Raw genomic sequence first — 16,573 nt, 5'->3', positions numbered from 1 at the left:
GCCTGATAGACCACAATACTTCGTGTCGCGTTCACCGCGCCATCAATCATATGGCTAATTCCCGCCAATTCCCGATTTATTAACGAATTGCGACTGTTCATCGTTATCGATAATTTTCCGCCAATTGCAGCGGCGCGTACATTGCAACTACGCCGCATGCGGCGCTTGTTAAGACTGCGAGTTGAAAGTTTGCCAAGCTTGATAGTTATGCTATTTCTCGACTGGGGGACGCGGATTTGCACCGTCTATGGAGGTGGCTCTTGCATCCAGAGGCATCAGGCGTCGGCACGGACAGTGAGGGGCCTTCCTCAAGCGATGTTCCACGTGCCGGCGAAGCGCTTCTCGCTGCCCTTTTGGCGTATACGACCGAACTTTTGTCGTTCTATGACCGCGACTTCAACCTGACGCACTACGCAACCAGGCTCAAAGGCGTGTACGGAGGCGCGGTGGCGCCGGGCGCCGCCGTTTGGGAGATCTACCCGAGCTTCCTCGATGCGCGGCATCGCGACGAATTTCTTCGTGTGCTCCACGGCGGCTCTCCGACCAGCATCGATTTACCGCGATCGTCGGGCGAAGCGCCACGGTCCGCTTTCGTCTTCGCTACCGCAAATGGTGTGGGAATCATCGAATCAAGCGCGCACGGCGGGCGGAGCGCGGCGGAGGAGCAGGAGCATGTAATTCTGCTCCACCAGGCGACTCACGACGTGCTGACCGGACTGCAGAATCGGCGGAGATTCGGCGAGCGGCTGCAGCAGGCACTGGAGGCCATCGGCGGACCAAAACCGAAAGCCGCCCTGCTGCAAATCGACCTTGACGATTTCAAAGCGGTCAACGACACGCTCGGCCATGGAGCAGGCGATACGCTTCTTCAACTCGCGGCAGGTCGAATCCGCGACGCGCTGCAGGACGGCGAGTCCGCGTACCGGTATGCTGGCGATGAGTTCGCTGTCATCCAATTGGGAAAGGATCAGCCCGCGGAAGCCGAGCGCCTCGCCGGATCGCTGGTCGACGCGTTCAAGGAGCCGTTCGTCATCAACGGCATTGCCGTCTTCGTCGGCTCGAGTATCGGAATTGCTTTCGGGCCGGAGCACGGGGCCGATGGCGAGCAGTTGATGAAAGCTGCTGACATTGCACTTTACGCAGCCAAGACGGATGGGCGCGGTTGCGCTCGAACGTTCAACCGTTCGATGCTGCTGTTGCTCGAGCAACGCGAGAATCTGAGGCGCAGCCTTCGAACCGCTCTGGAGCGGGGCGAGCTTTATCTGGAGTATCAGCCGCTCATTCGGCCTCCCTCGTCGGTGATCGGTTTCGAAGCGCTGCTGCGGTGGCGGCATCCCGAGATCGGGATCATTCCGCCCGGCGTGTTCATACCGATCGCCGAAGCAGACGGTCTGATGGACGAGATTGGACGATGGGTGCTCGAGCAAGCCTGTCGCCAGGCATTGACGTGGCCCTCCTCGCTGACGGTCGCGGTGAACCTGTCGCCGGCTCAGTTCCTTAGCGGTTCGCTGACGGACACGGTCGCTCAGGTCATCGACGCAGTTGGAATCCGAGCAGATCGACTTGAACTCGAGATAACTGAGACGGTTCTTCTTGAGAAGACGATCGACAATATCGACACATTAAATACTCTGAACGTCTTGGGAATACGAATATCACTCGACGATTTTGGAACATACTATTCATCTTTGAGCTACCTTAAGAATTTTCCTTTCGACACGTTGAAGATCGATCAATACTTCATCGCGGACCTGGAGACCGATCTCAAAAGCCAGACCATCGTGCGATCGATCATGAATCTGGCGCACGGCCTGGGAATAAGCGTTACCGCCGAGGGGGTCGAGACGTCGGCACAGGCACGGTGGCTGATCAAGGAGAATTGCGATTGCCTGCAAGGGAATTTCCTGGGACGCCCGCTCGGAGCCGAGGCAACCAGCGATTTCATCAGGCGGTCCCCGCTGAGGGTGGTACGAGCGATGGAGGGATCAAATCGGGCGGTCTAGGGTGTTCAGATTCAGGTAAGGCCGGCATCACCTGAATATCAACACACCCTAGTGCCTTGCACCCTTTGTTAACGGTGAAGTGGAGATTTGTAGAAACGATCGAGGCAGATACCGCGCAATTCTTGGAGTCGATGCGAGACTGACTCATAACGGGGCGCGGTGAAATTTTCCGCCTCGGACGTCACCGCCCCACCAGGGCTCAGTACTGATGGAACAAGGGAGGATGCCGATGGGACCTGTTCATCATGACCTGGCTGGCGGGCCGGCTTTTGAGCCCATGATCCAGATTGACATGGAAATCAAAGCTTTCGTCTCCGCATGGAGACACTGCGATTATGTCTCGACATACATGGCCCGGATGATCAGTCAAAACAGGTCAGACTCGGTCCGGCATTCAAGTCTCTTTTCCTCTGCCTTCAACGAATTGCTGGAAGTCGCCTTTCGTACGCGCCATGCCGACGGCGAACTGGCATGCAGGGTGTCCCGCCATGGCGCGACGGACAGGATCGAGCTGATATTTCCTTGCGTGCCAGAGGAGCGCCGGTTCTACGAAGAAGCCGTGTCGCAAGTCGCAGGCATAGAGGCCAGGGAGCGATACCTCAATTCAGTGTCTGGCGATCTCGCGCCGAGCCGGGAGATCGTACTCCTGGAACTGGCTGTCGACTACAACGCGACACTCAGGGTCGAGGATGCCGATGGCGATGCAATCAAGCTTGTCGTGGATCTTCCGCTTGAGGGCCTGCGAAATTGAGCCCTTACGATCTTCTCCCGCGTTTCAAGGCGCAGTACGACGCCAACAACCAGGAGTTCTCCATATCGGGGGTGGTCCGGCCTCAGGCGATCGATGAGCTAGGGCCCAGCATAGCATTGCTCCGCGATGCGATCGGCCGTGTGCGCGGCGTTCTCTACGTCAACGTCAGACGCCTGACGCAGATGAACAACGCTGCATTTCACGCCTTTTCAAGGATCATCATTGACGCTTGTCGCGCTCGGCCCGATCTCAAATTCGTCGTCATCACGTCAAGCGTCGTCGGATGGACCTCGCGAAAATTCGGTCGCTTGAGTGGAATCGAACCGAACATCACGGTCGAAGAGTATGACAGCGAATTCTATCCGGGGCAGGGCTTCCTTGAGGAAGGCGGGTTCGTCCCAATTCTGCGCACACAGACAAAGATGACATGGCGCCACGAGCGCGCGATCTTGCCGCGACACGGCATGAGGCCCGGGATTGTCATGGCCGACATCTGTTGCGGGATCGGTGATTTCGCCGTGCTCGTGCAGAAGGAGTTCCAGCCATCACGGATCGTCGCCCTCGACCACTCCATATCAAGCCTGGACTATGCTCGACGCGTGATGCGGGAGTTCGATATCCGGGGCATCGAATATACCTATGGCGATGCGTCGGAGATGCTGCTCGACGAAGCGCAGTTCGACTTGGTGACCTGCCGACACTCCCTTCAAATCTTCAATCGACCTGAACTCATCCTCAAGGAGCTCTACCGCATATGCAAGCCAGGCGGGCGGGTCTACATCACCAACGAGAAGAATTCGCATTGCCTCGGCGAGCCACGCGCCGAAAGCATTCGTTGGACCTACAACGAGGTGGCGAAGCTGTTCGGGCATTTCGAGATGGACGTCGAGCTTGGGCCCAAGAGCCGGCGATACCTGATCGAAGCCGGATTCGAAGACATCCGTGTCGAGACCTTCATGGTTACTAACCTGGACGGCGATTCGCAGGATTTTGCCGATGTCATTGCGGCTTGGGCCGATGTCTATGCGGGCGAGATGGCGAGCAAACGCGGCGACTGTCCGGAGTTCGTCGCACGGTTCCGGCAGGGCTTCCAGGACCACATTTTCGCTGCGCTCCATCCCAAGGGCTATGCGGGTTGGCCGATCTGGGTCGCATCGGGGCGACGGCCGCAATGAAAGCCGACAATGAGTCTACACCGCGCTTCGGCCTGCGCTCCTTTCGAGCGAAGTTCGTATTGGTCGTTGGCGGCGCCGTACTGTTCGACCTCCTGCTGAGCGGTGGTCTGGCGCTTTGGAACGTTCAACAGCTGTCGCGCGACGCCACGTCGGAAGTCGGTGAGGGCCTGACGACCGCAAACCAGGAATACATTCGCTCCTATGCCGAGTCGACAGCGTCAAGTGTCGACCTGCTGCTAGATCGAGTTCATGGGGACGTCAAGGCGCTGGCCGGCGTGCTGCAGGCCCAGATCGATGATCCGATGAGGCAGCAACAGGTCGGAGCGACCCTTTCGCATGGGGCGCCCGGCTCCGTGAAGGTCGTCTACGACGCGCAAGGCGATTGGGCGCAGAACCTGCCGGGCGCGCCTTCCGTGGTAAGCGTCTGGGGCTACCTGCTGGGTGCCGACCACAATCCGCTGCCGGGCGTTCAGCAGGAAATAGAAGACAGTACCGTGATCGATCTCGTCGCGCCGACTCTCATGGCCAGCGGGTCGTCCAAGCTGCAGATGTACTATATTGGTCCAAAAGAACGGCCGATCTTCAGGACGGTACCGTATACGGACCAGGCACAGACCTTCGACCGGCTCTATCCTGGCCACAACAAGGCGGAGTTCTGGGAGTTCTTTTTTCCGGGTATCTATGGGTCATGGCAGCAATGGGCCAGGGATCCAGCCTCACGTCCGGTCCCCGACGACATTACTCAGACAGCGCCCTACACTGATGCAATCACGGGAAAGCTGATCGTCAGCTTTTTCCAGCCGCTGTGGACGCGCGATCGCACCGGTATCGCTGGTACTGCCGGGGCAGACATCACTCTCGACCAGCTTGCGGAAGTCGTCGAACGCGTGAAGATCGCCGAAACCGGGTTCGGCTTCCTGACGATGTCGACGGGCAACGTGGTGGCGATCAATCCGTCAGGCCAGGCGATCATCGGCCTGACGTCGTCAAGCGATGCGGGCACGCAGGGCGTCACCGGCCTGGAGAGGTCCCTGCGGGGAAGCACGCAGCTGGCTATCGCGTCGCTGCCTCTCGACCAGAACAATGACGGTGTCATTCAGCATATCATGCTCGACAACAAGGGCGAACGCGTACCTTACATGGTTGTCCTCAAGAGATTGAAGCCGACCAATCTGTGGAGTTCAGGACCGATCAAGTCCGAAACGATGTCGGTCGGTATCGTCGTTCCCGAACGGGAGATCTTTGCGGCCCTGTTCGCCGCGCAGGAGAGTATTTCTCGCGCAACCAATCGTATCCTGCTGTTTCAGATCGCCGCGATCGTCGTTTCGCTTCTGATTGTTTTTGCGGCCGTGCTCGGAATTTCGAAACGGATCACCGCGGGCCTCAGGGCGCTTGCCAGCGCCGCCCAGCGGCTCCAGTCCAAAGATTATTCAGTCCGCGTGAGCATTCCGACGCGCGACGAAGTTGGAGCGGCAGGGATCGCTTTCAACCGGATGGCTGAGCAGATCAGCTTTCACACGGAAAACCTCGAGCAACTCGTCGACGACCGAACCAGAGAGCTCGGGGACGCAAATCAGGAGATATCGGCACTCAACGAAAAGTTGCGGGACGAGAACGTTCGCCTCGGTGCCGAGCTCGCAGTTGCCAGGCAGATCCAGATGATGGTCCTGCCGAAACCATTCGAACTCGAAGCGATTCCAGGGCTCGAGATCGCAGCCTACATGCGGCCGGCCGACGAGGTCGGCGGTGACTACTACGACGTCCTGCAGAACGGGTCACGGGTCAAGATCGGCATCGGCGACGTGACCGGTCATGGCCTCGAGAGCGGTGTGCTGATGCTGATGGTCCAATCCGTTGCACGCGCGCTGCAGGAGACCAACGAAGGGGATCCGCACCAGTTTCTGAATCGGCTGAACAGAGCGATCTACAAGAACATCGAGCGGACAAACACCGATAAGCATCTCTCGCTGGCCTTTCTTGACTTTGAGGATGGGCAGGTAACGCTATCTGGTCAGCATGAGGACGTTCTCGTCGTCCGTGCGGGTGGGGAAGTCGAACGCATCGATACGCTTGATCTTGGTCTACCGGTTGGTCTGGAGCATGACATCTCGCAGTTCATTGCCACGCGAGACATCCTGTTCGGGAGTGGCGACGTGATCGTGCTGCACACGGACGGTGTGACCGAGGCGGAAGACCAGGACCGAAGACTGTTCGGGTTCGAGCGCCTCTGCCAGAGCGCACGAAAACGTTATGGCAGGAGCGCAGAGGAAATCAAAACCGGGATCATTGAGGATCTTATGGCCCATATCGGAATCCAGAAGATCCACGACGACATCACCCTCGTAATCATAAGGCACACATAGGAATGACCACGCTGTTCGGTACCCCTGACCTTGCTATCGGGATGATGGAAAGCGTCAGCCGGGTGCGGCTGTTCGACGGACCTCTCGACCTGAGTTGGCGTCATTGTGCGACGACTTCGGACTTCATCGCCGATCTTTTCGCATTGCGCTTTCAGACGTCCCGCAATGACTACAGGGAAGTGCGGCACAGCATCGGATATCTGGTCAACGAGCTCATCGAAAATGCCGTCAAGTTTCGCGCACCGGGCGAAATCGTGATCGAGGCGTCGATGGATTCGGAGTGCTTCAAGCTCAAGGTGTCGAATGACCTCGATGGTCAAAACGCGTCCGAGTTCCAAAGTCTCCTGGCGGACATCACGGTTGGCGACCCCAAAGACCTGCTGATACAGCGAATTGAAGCGAATGCTGCGAACCCCGACGTGGTACGCTCCGGACTCGGATTGCTGACGTTGATGAGCGACTATGACGCGCGTTTGGCTTGGATATTCAGCTCTGCCGACGAAAGCGATCGGATTTGCCTGGAGACATATGCCTCCATTCCGATCTCGCAAACTCACAACTAGATGAAACGAAGCCAGGCTATGGAAATCAAGACAGACGACTACCGCGTGTGGATTGAGGGATGCGATATCTTTTTCGACGGCGCAATGCGGCTTGCCAGTTCCGAGGCTGGTGCACCCATCATGGCTTTGGCGATCAGTGTTCTTGCCTCAAATCCCTCTTCCGTTACGCTCAATTTAAAGGATCTTCAGTTTCTCAATTCTTCCGGCATCAACCTGCTGGCGAAATTTACGATCGAGGTGCGCAAGCATCCCGATGTTCGATTCACCGTGCGTGGAACGCCCGACATACCCTGGCAATCGAAATCATTGCCGAATCTGAAGAAGCTGCATCCCGCTCTGGTGCTTTTGATGGACTAACCAGGTCGCCCGAAATTTGCCGGGGGACTGCGTGGGCTTGCGGCAACCCGAGATAGCATAGGGCAGCCGGGGAACGATGCGGGAGCCCCGCACCGATAGTGAGAACGGTGCAGGAACGCCGCGCCTCCGCGAGATATGTACGCCAGGACAAGTATTTGGATGCGAAGCTAACGACAATCCGGCCTCGTGCGTAGATGCTTGCAATGGCTCGGCGGGGGCTCGGCACAGGCGGCAGGCATTCAGGTTGGGGGGATGTCCGGCTGCCTGTGCCGGTCGGTCGCCGCTGCACGGTCAAAGGTGGCGTCATTGAGTAAGCGTGCCAAGGTCAACGGCGGCCGGCTGGAGTTCATTCCGCCGGAGATCCCGACTCCGGTAGAGCACCCGCCCGAAGATGAGGGATGGGTTCACGAGGTCAAGTTCGACGGCTACCGGACACAGATCATCATCGATAAAGGCGGCGTGCGTCTCTACAGCAAGAACGGCCACGACTGGACGACAAAATACTGGCCCATCGCCCTGGCAGTCGAGCTGCCGTGCAGGGCTGCCATTCTCGACGGCGAGGTGATTGTAACCGGCGACCAGGGCACTCCGGATTGCCCTGCGCTGGAAGCCGCGATCTGGAACGCGCCGAGCCGGCTGGTGTTCGTCGCATTCGACATCCTTCATCTCGACGGTCGCAATCTTGCCCCCTTGCCCCTGCTGCAGCGCAAGCAGGCGCTGTGGCAACTGGTTGAGCCGGGCCTCGGCAAGATCCAGTACAGCGAGCATTTCGAGGGCAGTGCGCTAGCGATCTTCCGCGCCATCGGGAATAGGGGGCTCGAGGGCATCATCTCGAAGCGTGCCGACAGCCGCTACAGGAGCGGACCATCGAACACATGGCTGAAGGCCAAATATTCTGCGCCATCTCGGCCTGCCGTGCCGGACCAGCCCTGATCCCAACCGCAACAGCGCCAAGGACTTCCGCTCGACAATGTCGCTGAAACAGGAACCGAACGTTTCGGAGCGATGGCGGATTGCCGCGCTCACACATGCACGGTGCCATGCGACAACTCGCCTTCCTCGCTGCTGACGAGGAAGGCCGCGGCAACCAGCGCGGCGTAGCAGAACCCCACAATGCACGCGACAACGATGCCGGACACTGGGCCGAGCGATGCTACCCGCATCGCGTCGAGGAACGAGGCGCCGAAGCCGATCGGCGATCCTTCGCGTTGCAGGCTGGGCGTCGTGATCTTCAGCACCCAGGCCAGCATCAGGATCGTGTACATGAAGATGTAGTTGCGGCGCAGCCGCCGCACGAGCGCCGCGCGCTGCGAGATCAGGAAACGCGGCGAGCGTAAGCCTTCGCCGACAATGGCCAGCCAGTTGGAGGCGTAGTCCGGCTGCGGCGAGAAGATTTGCGCGAAGTAATAGCGTTCGAACTGGCGCACCCTGGCCCGGTAGACGTCGAAGAAGCGGTAGCGCCGCGCCTCGATCCACAACAACAGCGTGATCAAAAGCATGGCGAACAGCAGCACGCCGTGATGGGCACTGGGCGTCGACAGCGACACCGACAGCATGGCGGCGACGACGGTGATCGCCCAGTTGCTGGTCCGGTCAAGCCTGTCGCGCCAGCCGGCCATGCGGCCGATCTCGGCGCGATGGAAATGCGACATCGTCGTTGCCAGTTCCGACGACGTGAGCTTCATCGCGAACGCATCCGACGCCCGCGGCGCTGCTGCCGCCTCGGTGGATTTCACGGTCTGGACCTGGGACATCCCCTGCCATGCGCCTCCCGAACGCAATGGCCAGCCGAAACGACGCCGGCCATACCCCAAAAGATGCAACGCGCGGTGGGCTGAAATGTTCCAGCGCGGCTCAGAATGTCTGGCTTGGAAAAGATAGGGCGACCGACGAGCGGGGGGTGGGTTTCGCCGGTCACCCAGGACAGGGGGCCATGGAATGAAGAAAGTGTAGGCCCTAACCCCATTATGCCATTGGCGTGGCTGTGAGAACAGCCCTTCTCTGTCAGCCAGTTCCGGAACGCCTGAACGCGGCTCGTAGTCGCTCGGACTCGCTGCTTGTCTTCCTCTGTCGCTCTCGCTTAAGGCGAAGTGCTTCAGCCCTTGACGTCCGCACTCGCTTTCGCGGCCGCTACCAGCTGGATCGTGGGTCGCTCGCTGGGGGTGCTGGTCTTGGCGACGACGACCCGGTCGCGTCCTTCGCCCTTGGCATCGTAGAGCGCGTGATCGGCGGCATTGGTGATTTCGGCCCAGCCCGCTCCATGCTCGGGGTAGGCGGCGACCCCGAACGAGACCGTCACGGTGCCCAGCGTGCGGCCGCGATGCGTCAGGTGAAGCTGCCTGATCGACTGGCGCAGCGCTTCCGCCCGCTCGGCGCCTTCCTCGATCGAGCATCCCGGCATGACGATTGCGAATTCCTCGCCGCCGTAGCGCGACACGACATCGCTGTCCCTGGCGTGCTCGATCAATGTCGCGGCGACCTGTTTCAGCACGAGGTCACCGGCTTCGTGGCCGAACGTGTCGTTGAACTGCTTGAAATGATCGACGTCGAGCATGAGGATTGTCAGCGGCTGCGCCGAGCGCTCCATCCGGCGCAGTTCGCGGCTGCTGGTTTCCTCGAGATAGCGCCGGTTGAACAGCCCGGTGTTCGGATCGCGGATCGACTGCTGCCGCAGCGTCTCGCGCAGGCGCAGATTGGCCAGCGCCAATGCCAGCGTGTCGACGACGCCGCGCAGGATCTGCTGCCGTTCAGCCAGCCATTGCGGCTTGTCGGCTGCATTCGGCTCGCACAGATGCAGGATGCCCAGCGTCTCGCCTTGCGCCGCCAGCGGCATGCAGACATAGCCCTTCTTGCCGTTCTCGGTGATATGGGCGCAGCGCGGCGTCAGCATGCCAGGGCCGGCGACATGCTCCTGGCCGCGCCGCAGCGCCCAACAGTCCTCCGGGGCAAACTGGGTGACGCTCGACCGGACGTCGCCCCAATACGCCATTTCCTCGACCAGGTTGCGCGAGGCGCTGGTCAAATGCACGGTTCCGCTCAAGCCGCCCAGGAACTCTGTCATGGCGGTGCCGACCACTGAAAAGGCTTCAGGAAAGGTCACGCAGGCCTGCAACAGCTCGCCAAGCTTCACCAGGCGGGTCGTGGTTTCCGACTTCTCGTGCAGCTCGCGGTTGAGGATTGCCAGTTGATCGGCACGCTCGTTGACGACGCCTTCGGCGCGGCGCAGCTCGCTGATGTCGTTGAGCGTGAGGACCAGGCCACCGTCGGATCGGCTGAGCGGACTGCAACTGGCGATGACCGGCAGATGCGAGCCGTCGGATCTCGTCAGGCGCACTTCGCCCTGGTGCTGGCGGCCTGTGGCCAAAGCCATTTCGACGGGAGAAGCGCCGACCGCGAACGCGCCGCCTCTCGGGTCGCACACCGTCAGCACCGCATCCCATTGCTGCCCGACGATCTTGTCGGCGCGCCGCCCGATCATCGTTGCCGCCGCCGGATTGGCGCTGGCGATGCGGCCGTCGCCGTCCAGTACCGCGATGCCTTCGGCCGCCGTCTCGACGATATCCTCGACATGCGCCCGCGCCGATGCAAGCTGGTCCGCCATCGTGTTGAACCCATCGGCCAGCTGCCCGAATTCATCCTTGCGGGCATGGCTGATGCGCGTCATGGCATTGCCTTTCGCCAGCGCTTCCATGCCACGTATCATATCGTTGAGACCGGCGCCGAAACGGCTGAGCAGCATCCATGCAAACCCCACCGCGACCAGAACGGCCGCCGCCGCGCTGAGGCCAACCAGCCAGAGCAGGCTATTGGTGCGCTGTTCGGCGGCATGCAGAACAGGGTCATATTCCAGAAGCACGGCGCCGATGATCGTATCCGCGGGATATTCGATCGGCACGGCGAGTATGGCGTTCACTTCCTCCGGGTCGACAAACCTGCGCGGGACGCCGTCGTCCAGCGTCTGGCCGATTTCGTTGCCGGGGTCGTGATCGAATTTGTCGCCGATATGGTGCTCTTCGTCGGCGGCATGGGCGACGACGATCTTGTTGCGGTCGAGGACCAGGAAATCCCGATGCATGCGGCGGTGCTGGTGCTGCATGAATTGCTTGAGCGCCTCAGGCCGCTCGAACAGTGAAGGCGTCCCGTCGGATGATTTGAAGACGATCGTGTCGGCCAGTTCCTGCGCGACATTGGTCGCTTCGGTCAGTCCCAGATATTTGGTCGCCGCGATCTGCGTGAAGATGGCGACGCCGCCAACCAGCCCGATCAAGGCCGCCGCGCTCACCATGGTGAGGATGATCTGGCTTCTAATGCGCATGGTACGAATCCGCCGGGAATGCCGGCATCCTGTGCGCTGGATCGAGCCTGTATTTCATTGTCGGTCTTTTATTACCAAATGCTTATTAACGTACTAACGGCGACCAAGCCCGAAACCTGTCCCGCAGCGTTTTCATGAGCGATCAAAGATGGGTGATTGCCGACCCGCGTCCGATAACAAAGGCCGCTCCCGTCCGAAGCGGCCTCGCTGTTCTGCCATGTCGCTTGCGGCCGTGCGTGACGGCCTTTGGGAGTGCCTGGTCACCGACAGTGTCGTCGGTCCGGGCTTCGTGGGACTACCGCAGCCTTGCCGACCGTGGAAAATCCACCACTTCCGCCGCCGGCCGTGTGTACTGAGCAGCAACGATCGCCTCGATCAACAGGTCGAGTGCCGAAACGGCCTCGCTGCTCGTTTCGTCGTCGCCGCGCAGATAGTGGCAGGCCCGCTCCAGATGCAGGCGAGCGGCGGCAAAGTCGCTTTTCATTAGCTTCTCCTTATTGCCCGCCGTGCAACGAACATGCGCGACTCGCTTTACCCGAAAGCAAACATCCACAGCCGCATTTGAATTGAATTGTCCTGACGTCGTCGGGCGCGCTGCACGGGGAGCAACCTGTGCAACCGATATCGCCTGCGGCCGTTGTTTCCGACAGAATGAGGGGTGCATGATTCTTTCGTTCCTGCACAAATGGCGCTGGCCAGTCGGGATCGCGGCGGCGGCCCTGTTCCTGGCCCCGGCCGCGGCCTGGCCGGCGGACAAGACCGGCATGTCGAGCGAAGGCATCTTCGTTCTCGAGATCATCCTTCTGCTGGTCGTCGGGCGCGGTCTCGGCGAACTGCTCGAACGCATCGGCCAGCCGGCCGTCATGGGCCAGCTCATCGGCGGCATCCTCCTCGGGCCCTCGCTGCTCGGCTGGCTGTGGCCGGAGGCGGAGCGGGTGGTCTTCTCCGGCGACGCCTCGCAAAAGAGCATGATCAATGCCATCGCCCAGCTCGGCGTGCTTATGCTGCTCCTGCTCACCGGCATGGAGACCGACCTCCGACTGGTGCGCAGGGTCGGCCGCGCCTGCTTTTCCATCTCCGCCGCCGGAGTGGCGATCCCCTTCGTGCTCGGCTTCGCGGCCGCGCAGGCCATGCCGGCCTCGCTGCTCGCCGCGGGCAGCGAGCGCGTCGTCGCTGGCCTCTTCCTCGGCACCGCGCTCTCCATCTCTTCGGTCAAGATCGTCGCCATGGTGGTGCGCGAGATGAACTTCATGCGCCGCGACCTCGGCCAGATTATCGTCTCCTCGGCGATCATCGAGGACACGATCGGCTGGGTCATCATCGCCATCACCATCGGCATCGCGACCAAGGGCAGCATCGAGATCGGCAATCTCGTCGTCACGCTGGCCGGTGTCGCCGCCTTCATGGTGTTTTCCTTCACGCTCGGCCGCCGCATCGTCTTCGATGCCATCCGCTGGACCAACGACAGCTTCAGCAGCGAATTCGCCGTCGTCACCGTCATCCTCGTCATCATGTGCGCGATGGCTTTGATCACCGACCTGATCGGCGTCCACACCGTGCTCGGCGCCTTCGTCGCCGGCATCCTTGTCGGTGAATCGCCGATCCTGTCGCGCCACATCGAAGGCCAGTTGCGCGGCGTCATCACGGCGCTTTTCATGCCGGTCTTCTTCGGCGTCGCCGGCCTGTCGGCGGACCTCACCGTGCTGGTCGACCCGCAACTGGCGCTGCTCACCGTCGCGCTTGTCGCCATTGCCAGCCTCGGCAAGTTCGGCGGCGCCTTCATCGGAGCGGAGTTGGCCGGCATGTCGTTTCGCGAGGCGGTCGCGGTGGGCTGCGGCATGAATGCGCGCGGCTCGACCGAGGTCATCGTCGCCTCGATCGGCCTGTCGGTCGGCGTGCTCTCGCACAACCTCTTCACCATGATCGTCACCATGGCCGTCATCACCACGCTGGCGATGCCGCCCACGCTTCGCTGGGCGCTTGGCCGGCTGTCGATCGGCGAGGCCGAGAAGAAAAGGCTGGAGCGCGAGGAGATCGACCAGCGCGGCTTCGTTGCCAATCTGGAGCGGCTGCTGGTGGTGGCAGACGAGGGCGTCGTCGGCCGCTTCGCCGCCTACATGGCCGGCGTGATCGGCGCTGGCAAGCCGATGACGGTGCTGCATGCCGGCGGCGAGAACGAGTCCGACCCGGGAGTGGGGTCGAAGCTGGAGGAGATCGAGAAGGGCGCCGAGGACAACCGTGAGGCGGCGAAGGTGGCCGCCGAGCAGCCCGCCGCGAGGGCTCCCGTCACCCGCCGGCATGGCACGCCCGTGTCGGCCGAGACGGTGGCGAAGGAGGCGCGCAAGGGCTATGGCATGCTGCTTGTCGGCCTCGGCCGCGCGCTCACCACCAAGGGCGGCTTCACCCGCCGTATCGACGAGATAGCCGGCGCCTTCGACGGTCCGCTATGCCTGGTGCTGAAACCCGCCACCGCCGGCCGGCAGATGCCGAGGCTCGGCCCCGAGTCGGGCCGGATCCTGGTGCCGGTCAACGGCACGTCGGTCGCCCGCCGGGGCGCCGAGCTGGCGCTTGCCATTGCCAGCGTCACCGGCGCGCCGGTCAAGATGCTCTATGTTGCGCGGGTCGGCCGCGACGAGCCGCGCGACACGGTCTCGCATCGCCGCAGGGAGGCGGTGCTGAAGGACATTGTCGCGCTTGCCGACCGCTACGGCGTCGAAGTCGAGACCGCCATCCGCAGCAGGGCCGCCGCCGCCGATGCCATTGCCCGCCAGGCTGGCAGGGGGGTGGTGTTGATCGTCATGGGCGTGGCGCGGCGCCCGGGCGAGGAACTGATGTTCGGCGAGACGACGAGCGATGTGCTGCAGCGCTGCCGCTGCCCGGTGGTGCTACTTTCCGACGAGCGGGTGCCCCGCGACGACGCCGCCCGCGCGCCATCGCGCTCCGGCACCGGTTGACAGGGCCGTCCCGCGCTCCGATTGTCGGTGCTTCCGTTTTCACCTCTGGTCATCGAAAGGCAGACAAGAATGACTTTGTCTGGCTTTGCCGCCTATTCCGGCGCGCTGGCGATCGCCGCCATCATTCCGGGTCCGCAGATTGTCGCCATCGTCGCGCAGGCACTGAAAAGCGGCTACCGGCAGGCGGCCTGGATGACCGCCGGAATGGTGCTGGGCGACGTGCTTTATCTCGCCGCCGTGCTCGCTGGCCTGGCCGTCATCGCCGAGACTTTCAGCTTTCTCCTGATCGCCATCAAATGGGCAGGTGTCGCCTATCTCTGCTATCTGGCGGTGCAGTTCTGGACCTCGGGCGAGACATTCAATGTGACTGGCGCGGGCAAAGCCGGCGGCGCCAAAAGCGCGTTCGTTTCCGGTGTCCTGGTCACGCTCGGCAATCCCAAATCCGTGCTGTTCTACATTTCCATCCTGCCGACGGTTGTCGACGTCGGCACGCTGTCGCCGCTCGACGTGCCTGTCCTGCTGGCCATCACCGCAATCATCCTGACGGCGGTGCAGTTCCCGTTCGCCATTGCCGGGGCGAGGACCCGCCACACCCTGCAGTCGCCACGCGCCACGCGCCTGTTCAACCGCGGCGCCGCCGTGTGCATGGGCGGCGCCGCGGCGACGATTGCGCTCAGGAACTGAGGCTGCGTCGGCCGATTTCCTCCACGAGAGGGGAGATTGCAGCTTCGACGCCTCGCTTCAAAGTTGCGCCAGATCGGCTATTCTTCGTTACCGAGGAGGAGCCGACGATGAGCTTCAGCGCAAAACCTCTCGATGGTGGAAAGCTACCCCCGAGGATGCGGAAGGCCGCTCGGTCGCCGGCGCCTTCCTGCACAATGGCACGCTGGCCTATGTTCGAACGCCGGGGTTTTCAGCGCCCGCAAGATCGGCAAGCAGCGCTGGATGGTCGCAAGGGTTGTGGCGCCGATCAGCGTTTGAGGCCTGTTCCTCTCTCCACTCCCATAGACCGGGACCCCAAATTCTGAAAGCTCCGTCTTCCGGGTTTGGCTTTAATATGAGCTATTTCTAATATACTATTGCCGTGTCCAACGGCCCTTGGGATTTCCCAGATGGTTGGCCAGGAGTTGCAGTACCGGACAGCGACACGCGACGACATCGCGGGGATTTCGGCGCTGATGGCGCTGGCGATTGCCGAGCTGCAGAAGCCCTTCCTCGACGACGCCCAGATCGAATCCAGCCGTACGATCATGGGCCTGGACACGCAGCTCATCGATGATGGAACCTATTTTATCGTGACCTGCTGTGGGGCTCTTGCTGGCTGCGGCGGCTGGAGTCAGCGCGCGACGCTGTATGGTGCCGATCAGTCGCACGGACGCAACGCGGCATTGCTCGATCCCGCCAAGGACGCGGCGCGCGTCAGGGCGATGTATACGCATCCCGATTTCGTCCGCCGCGGCATCGGCCGCCTGATCCTGGCCATTTGCGAGAGCGCGGCAAGGGAGGAAGGCTTTCGCCGTGTCGAGCTGGCGGCGACATTGGCCGGGGAGCCGCTCTATCGGGCCTGCGGCTACCAGCCGGGCGAAAAAATTTTCGACGACAGCGGCGGCGCGCCGGTTCCGATCCTGAAGATGTGGAAGACGATTTGAAAGGGGAGAATGCCAATGGCGGCCTATCTTATCGCCGATGTCGATATCACCGACGCGGCCGTGTTCGAACAATACAGGCGTGAGGTCCCGGCCACCGAGGAGCGCTACGGCGGCCGCTATCTCGCGCGCGGCGGCGCGACTAAGGTGTTCGAGGGCGACTGGCATCCGCACCGCCTCGTCATCATCGAGTTTCCCGACATGGCGTCGCTTTCAGCCTGGTATGACTCGCCGGAATACGAGCGTTTGAAGGAGATCCGTTTTCGCAGCGCCAGGACACGCATCCTGGCAGTCGAAGGGATCACTTTGTCGCCGACATAGGGCAATTCCAGGAAAAGTGTGAAACGGTTTTGCGTCCGGAATTGCGTCAAAACAAACAGATAGAGCGGTTCGGCGTTTCCGTGAAACGCTCTAGAAGCATTGCGCCGGACGCCTGAACCCAGCCG

At 61.6% G+C, this 16,573-nt stretch carries 14 protein-coding genes; 11 read left to right on the top strand and 3 right to left on the bottom strand.

Translation table 11 applies throughout. The features are described 5' to 3' along the window. Positions 1-260 precede the first annotated feature (260 nt). From D3227_RS20310 to D3227_RS20280, 7 genes are all read left to right on the top strand, one after another. Entirely contained in the window at positions 261-2,003 is a 1,743-nt protein-coding gene (locus D3227_RS20310) for a putative bifunctional diguanylate cyclase/phosphodiesterase (protein ID WP_425374530.1), read from the top strand. A gap of 229 nt (positions 2,004-2,232) precedes the next feature. Then, positions 2,233-2,754: a ubiquinone biosynthesis methyltransferase UbiE gene (locus tag D3227_RS20305; RefSeq protein WP_120016074.1), complete on the top strand. Its 522-nt coding sequence runs from the start codon at positions 2,233-2,235 to the stop codon at positions 2,752-2,754. Further along, on the top strand, positions 2,751-3,929 hold the full coding sequence (locus D3227_RS20300) for a class I SAM-dependent methyltransferase (protein ID WP_120016073.1): 1,179 nt from the start codon (positions 2,751-2,753) through the stop codon (positions 3,927-3,929). The genes D3227_RS20305 and D3227_RS20300 overlap by 4 nt, the downstream gene beginning before the upstream one ends. Next, the gene (locus D3227_RS20295; RefSeq protein ID WP_120016103.1) at positions 3,926-6,292 is read left to right on the top strand and encodes a SpoIIE family protein phosphatase; all 2,367 of its coding nucleotides are present in this window, start codon (positions 3,926-3,928) and stop codon (positions 6,290-6,292) included. Before D3227_RS20300 ends, D3227_RS20295 begins: the two co-directional genes overlap by 4 nt. A gap of 2 nt (positions 6,293-6,294) precedes the next feature. Next, the gene (locus D3227_RS20290) at positions 6,295-6,855 is read left to right on the top strand and encodes a slr1658 superfamily regulator (protein WP_208646401.1); all 561 of its coding nucleotides are present in this window, start codon (positions 6,295-6,297) and stop codon (positions 6,853-6,855) included. An 18-nt stretch (positions 6,856-6,873) separates the two neighbouring features. Beyond that, on the top strand, positions 6,874-7,212 hold the full coding sequence (locus D3227_RS20285; RefSeq protein ID WP_120016072.1) for a slr1659 superfamily regulator: 339 nt from the start codon (positions 6,874-6,876) through the stop codon (positions 7,210-7,212). 198 nt (positions 7,213-7,410) lie between these two features. After that, on the top strand, positions 7,411-8,145 hold the full coding sequence (locus D3227_RS20280; RefSeq protein WP_245451811.1) for an ATP-dependent DNA ligase: 735 nt from the start codon (positions 7,411-7,413) through the stop codon (positions 8,143-8,145). Between the two features lie 89 nt (positions 8,146-8,234). Here D3227_RS20280 and D3227_RS20275 read toward each other — a convergent pair whose 3' ends face one another. From D3227_RS20275 to D3227_RS20265, 3 genes are all read right to left on the bottom strand, one after another. Beyond that, positions 8,235-8,966, bottom strand: coding sequence for a DUF2270 domain-containing protein (locus D3227_RS20275; protein WP_120016071.1), 732 nt, complete (start codon positions 8,964-8,966; stop codon positions 8,235-8,237). 341 nt (positions 8,967-9,307) lie between these two features. Next, positions 9,308-11,527, bottom strand: coding sequence for a sensor domain-containing diguanylate cyclase (locus D3227_RS20270; protein WP_120016070.1), 2,220 nt, complete (start codon positions 11,525-11,527; stop codon positions 9,308-9,310). 295 nt (positions 11,528-11,822) lie between these two features. Further along, on the bottom strand, positions 11,823-12,011 hold the full coding sequence (locus tag D3227_RS20265) for a hypothetical protein (RefSeq protein WP_120016069.1): 189 nt from the start codon (positions 12,009-12,011) through the stop codon (positions 11,823-11,825). Between the two features lie 178 nt (positions 12,012-12,189). Between D3227_RS20265 and D3227_RS20260 the strand changes: the two genes are divergently transcribed. The 4 genes from D3227_RS20260 (at position 12,190) to D3227_RS20245 (ending at position 16,448) form a co-directional block, all read left to right on the top strand. Further along, complete coding sequence (locus D3227_RS20260) at positions 12,190-14,481, top strand: cation:proton antiporter domain-containing protein (RefSeq protein ID WP_120016068.1); 2,292 nt, start codon at positions 12,190-12,192, stop codon at positions 14,479-14,481. 69 nt (positions 14,482-14,550) lie between these two features. Continuing rightward, a complete protein-coding gene (locus D3227_RS20255) occupies positions 14,551-15,165 on the top strand; it encodes a LysE family translocator (RefSeq protein WP_120016067.1) in 615 nt (204 codons plus the stop codon). 494 nt (positions 15,166-15,659) lie between these two features. Next, positions 15,660-16,130 carry a GNAT family N-acetyltransferase gene (locus D3227_RS20250; protein ID WP_245451810.1) on the top strand — a complete coding sequence of 157 codons (471 nt, stop codon included), beginning with the start codon at positions 15,660-15,662 and terminating at the stop codon, positions 16,128-16,130. Positions 16,131-16,145: 15 nt separating this feature from the next. Further along, a complete protein-coding gene (locus tag D3227_RS20245) occupies positions 16,146-16,448 on the top strand; it encodes a DUF1330 domain-containing protein (protein WP_120016065.1) in 303 nt (100 codons plus the stop codon). Positions 16,449-16,573 lie beyond the last annotated feature (125 nt).

Origin of the sequence: Mesorhizobium waimense, from assembly GCF_003601975.1 — a bacterium.
Lineage (GTDB): Bacteria > Pseudomonadota > Alphaproteobacteria > Rhizobiales > Rhizobiaceae > Mesorhizobium > Mesorhizobium waimense.
The sequence above is the reverse complement of the archived record's forward strand: the minus strand, read 5'-3'. Positions and strand labels throughout refer to the sequence as shown.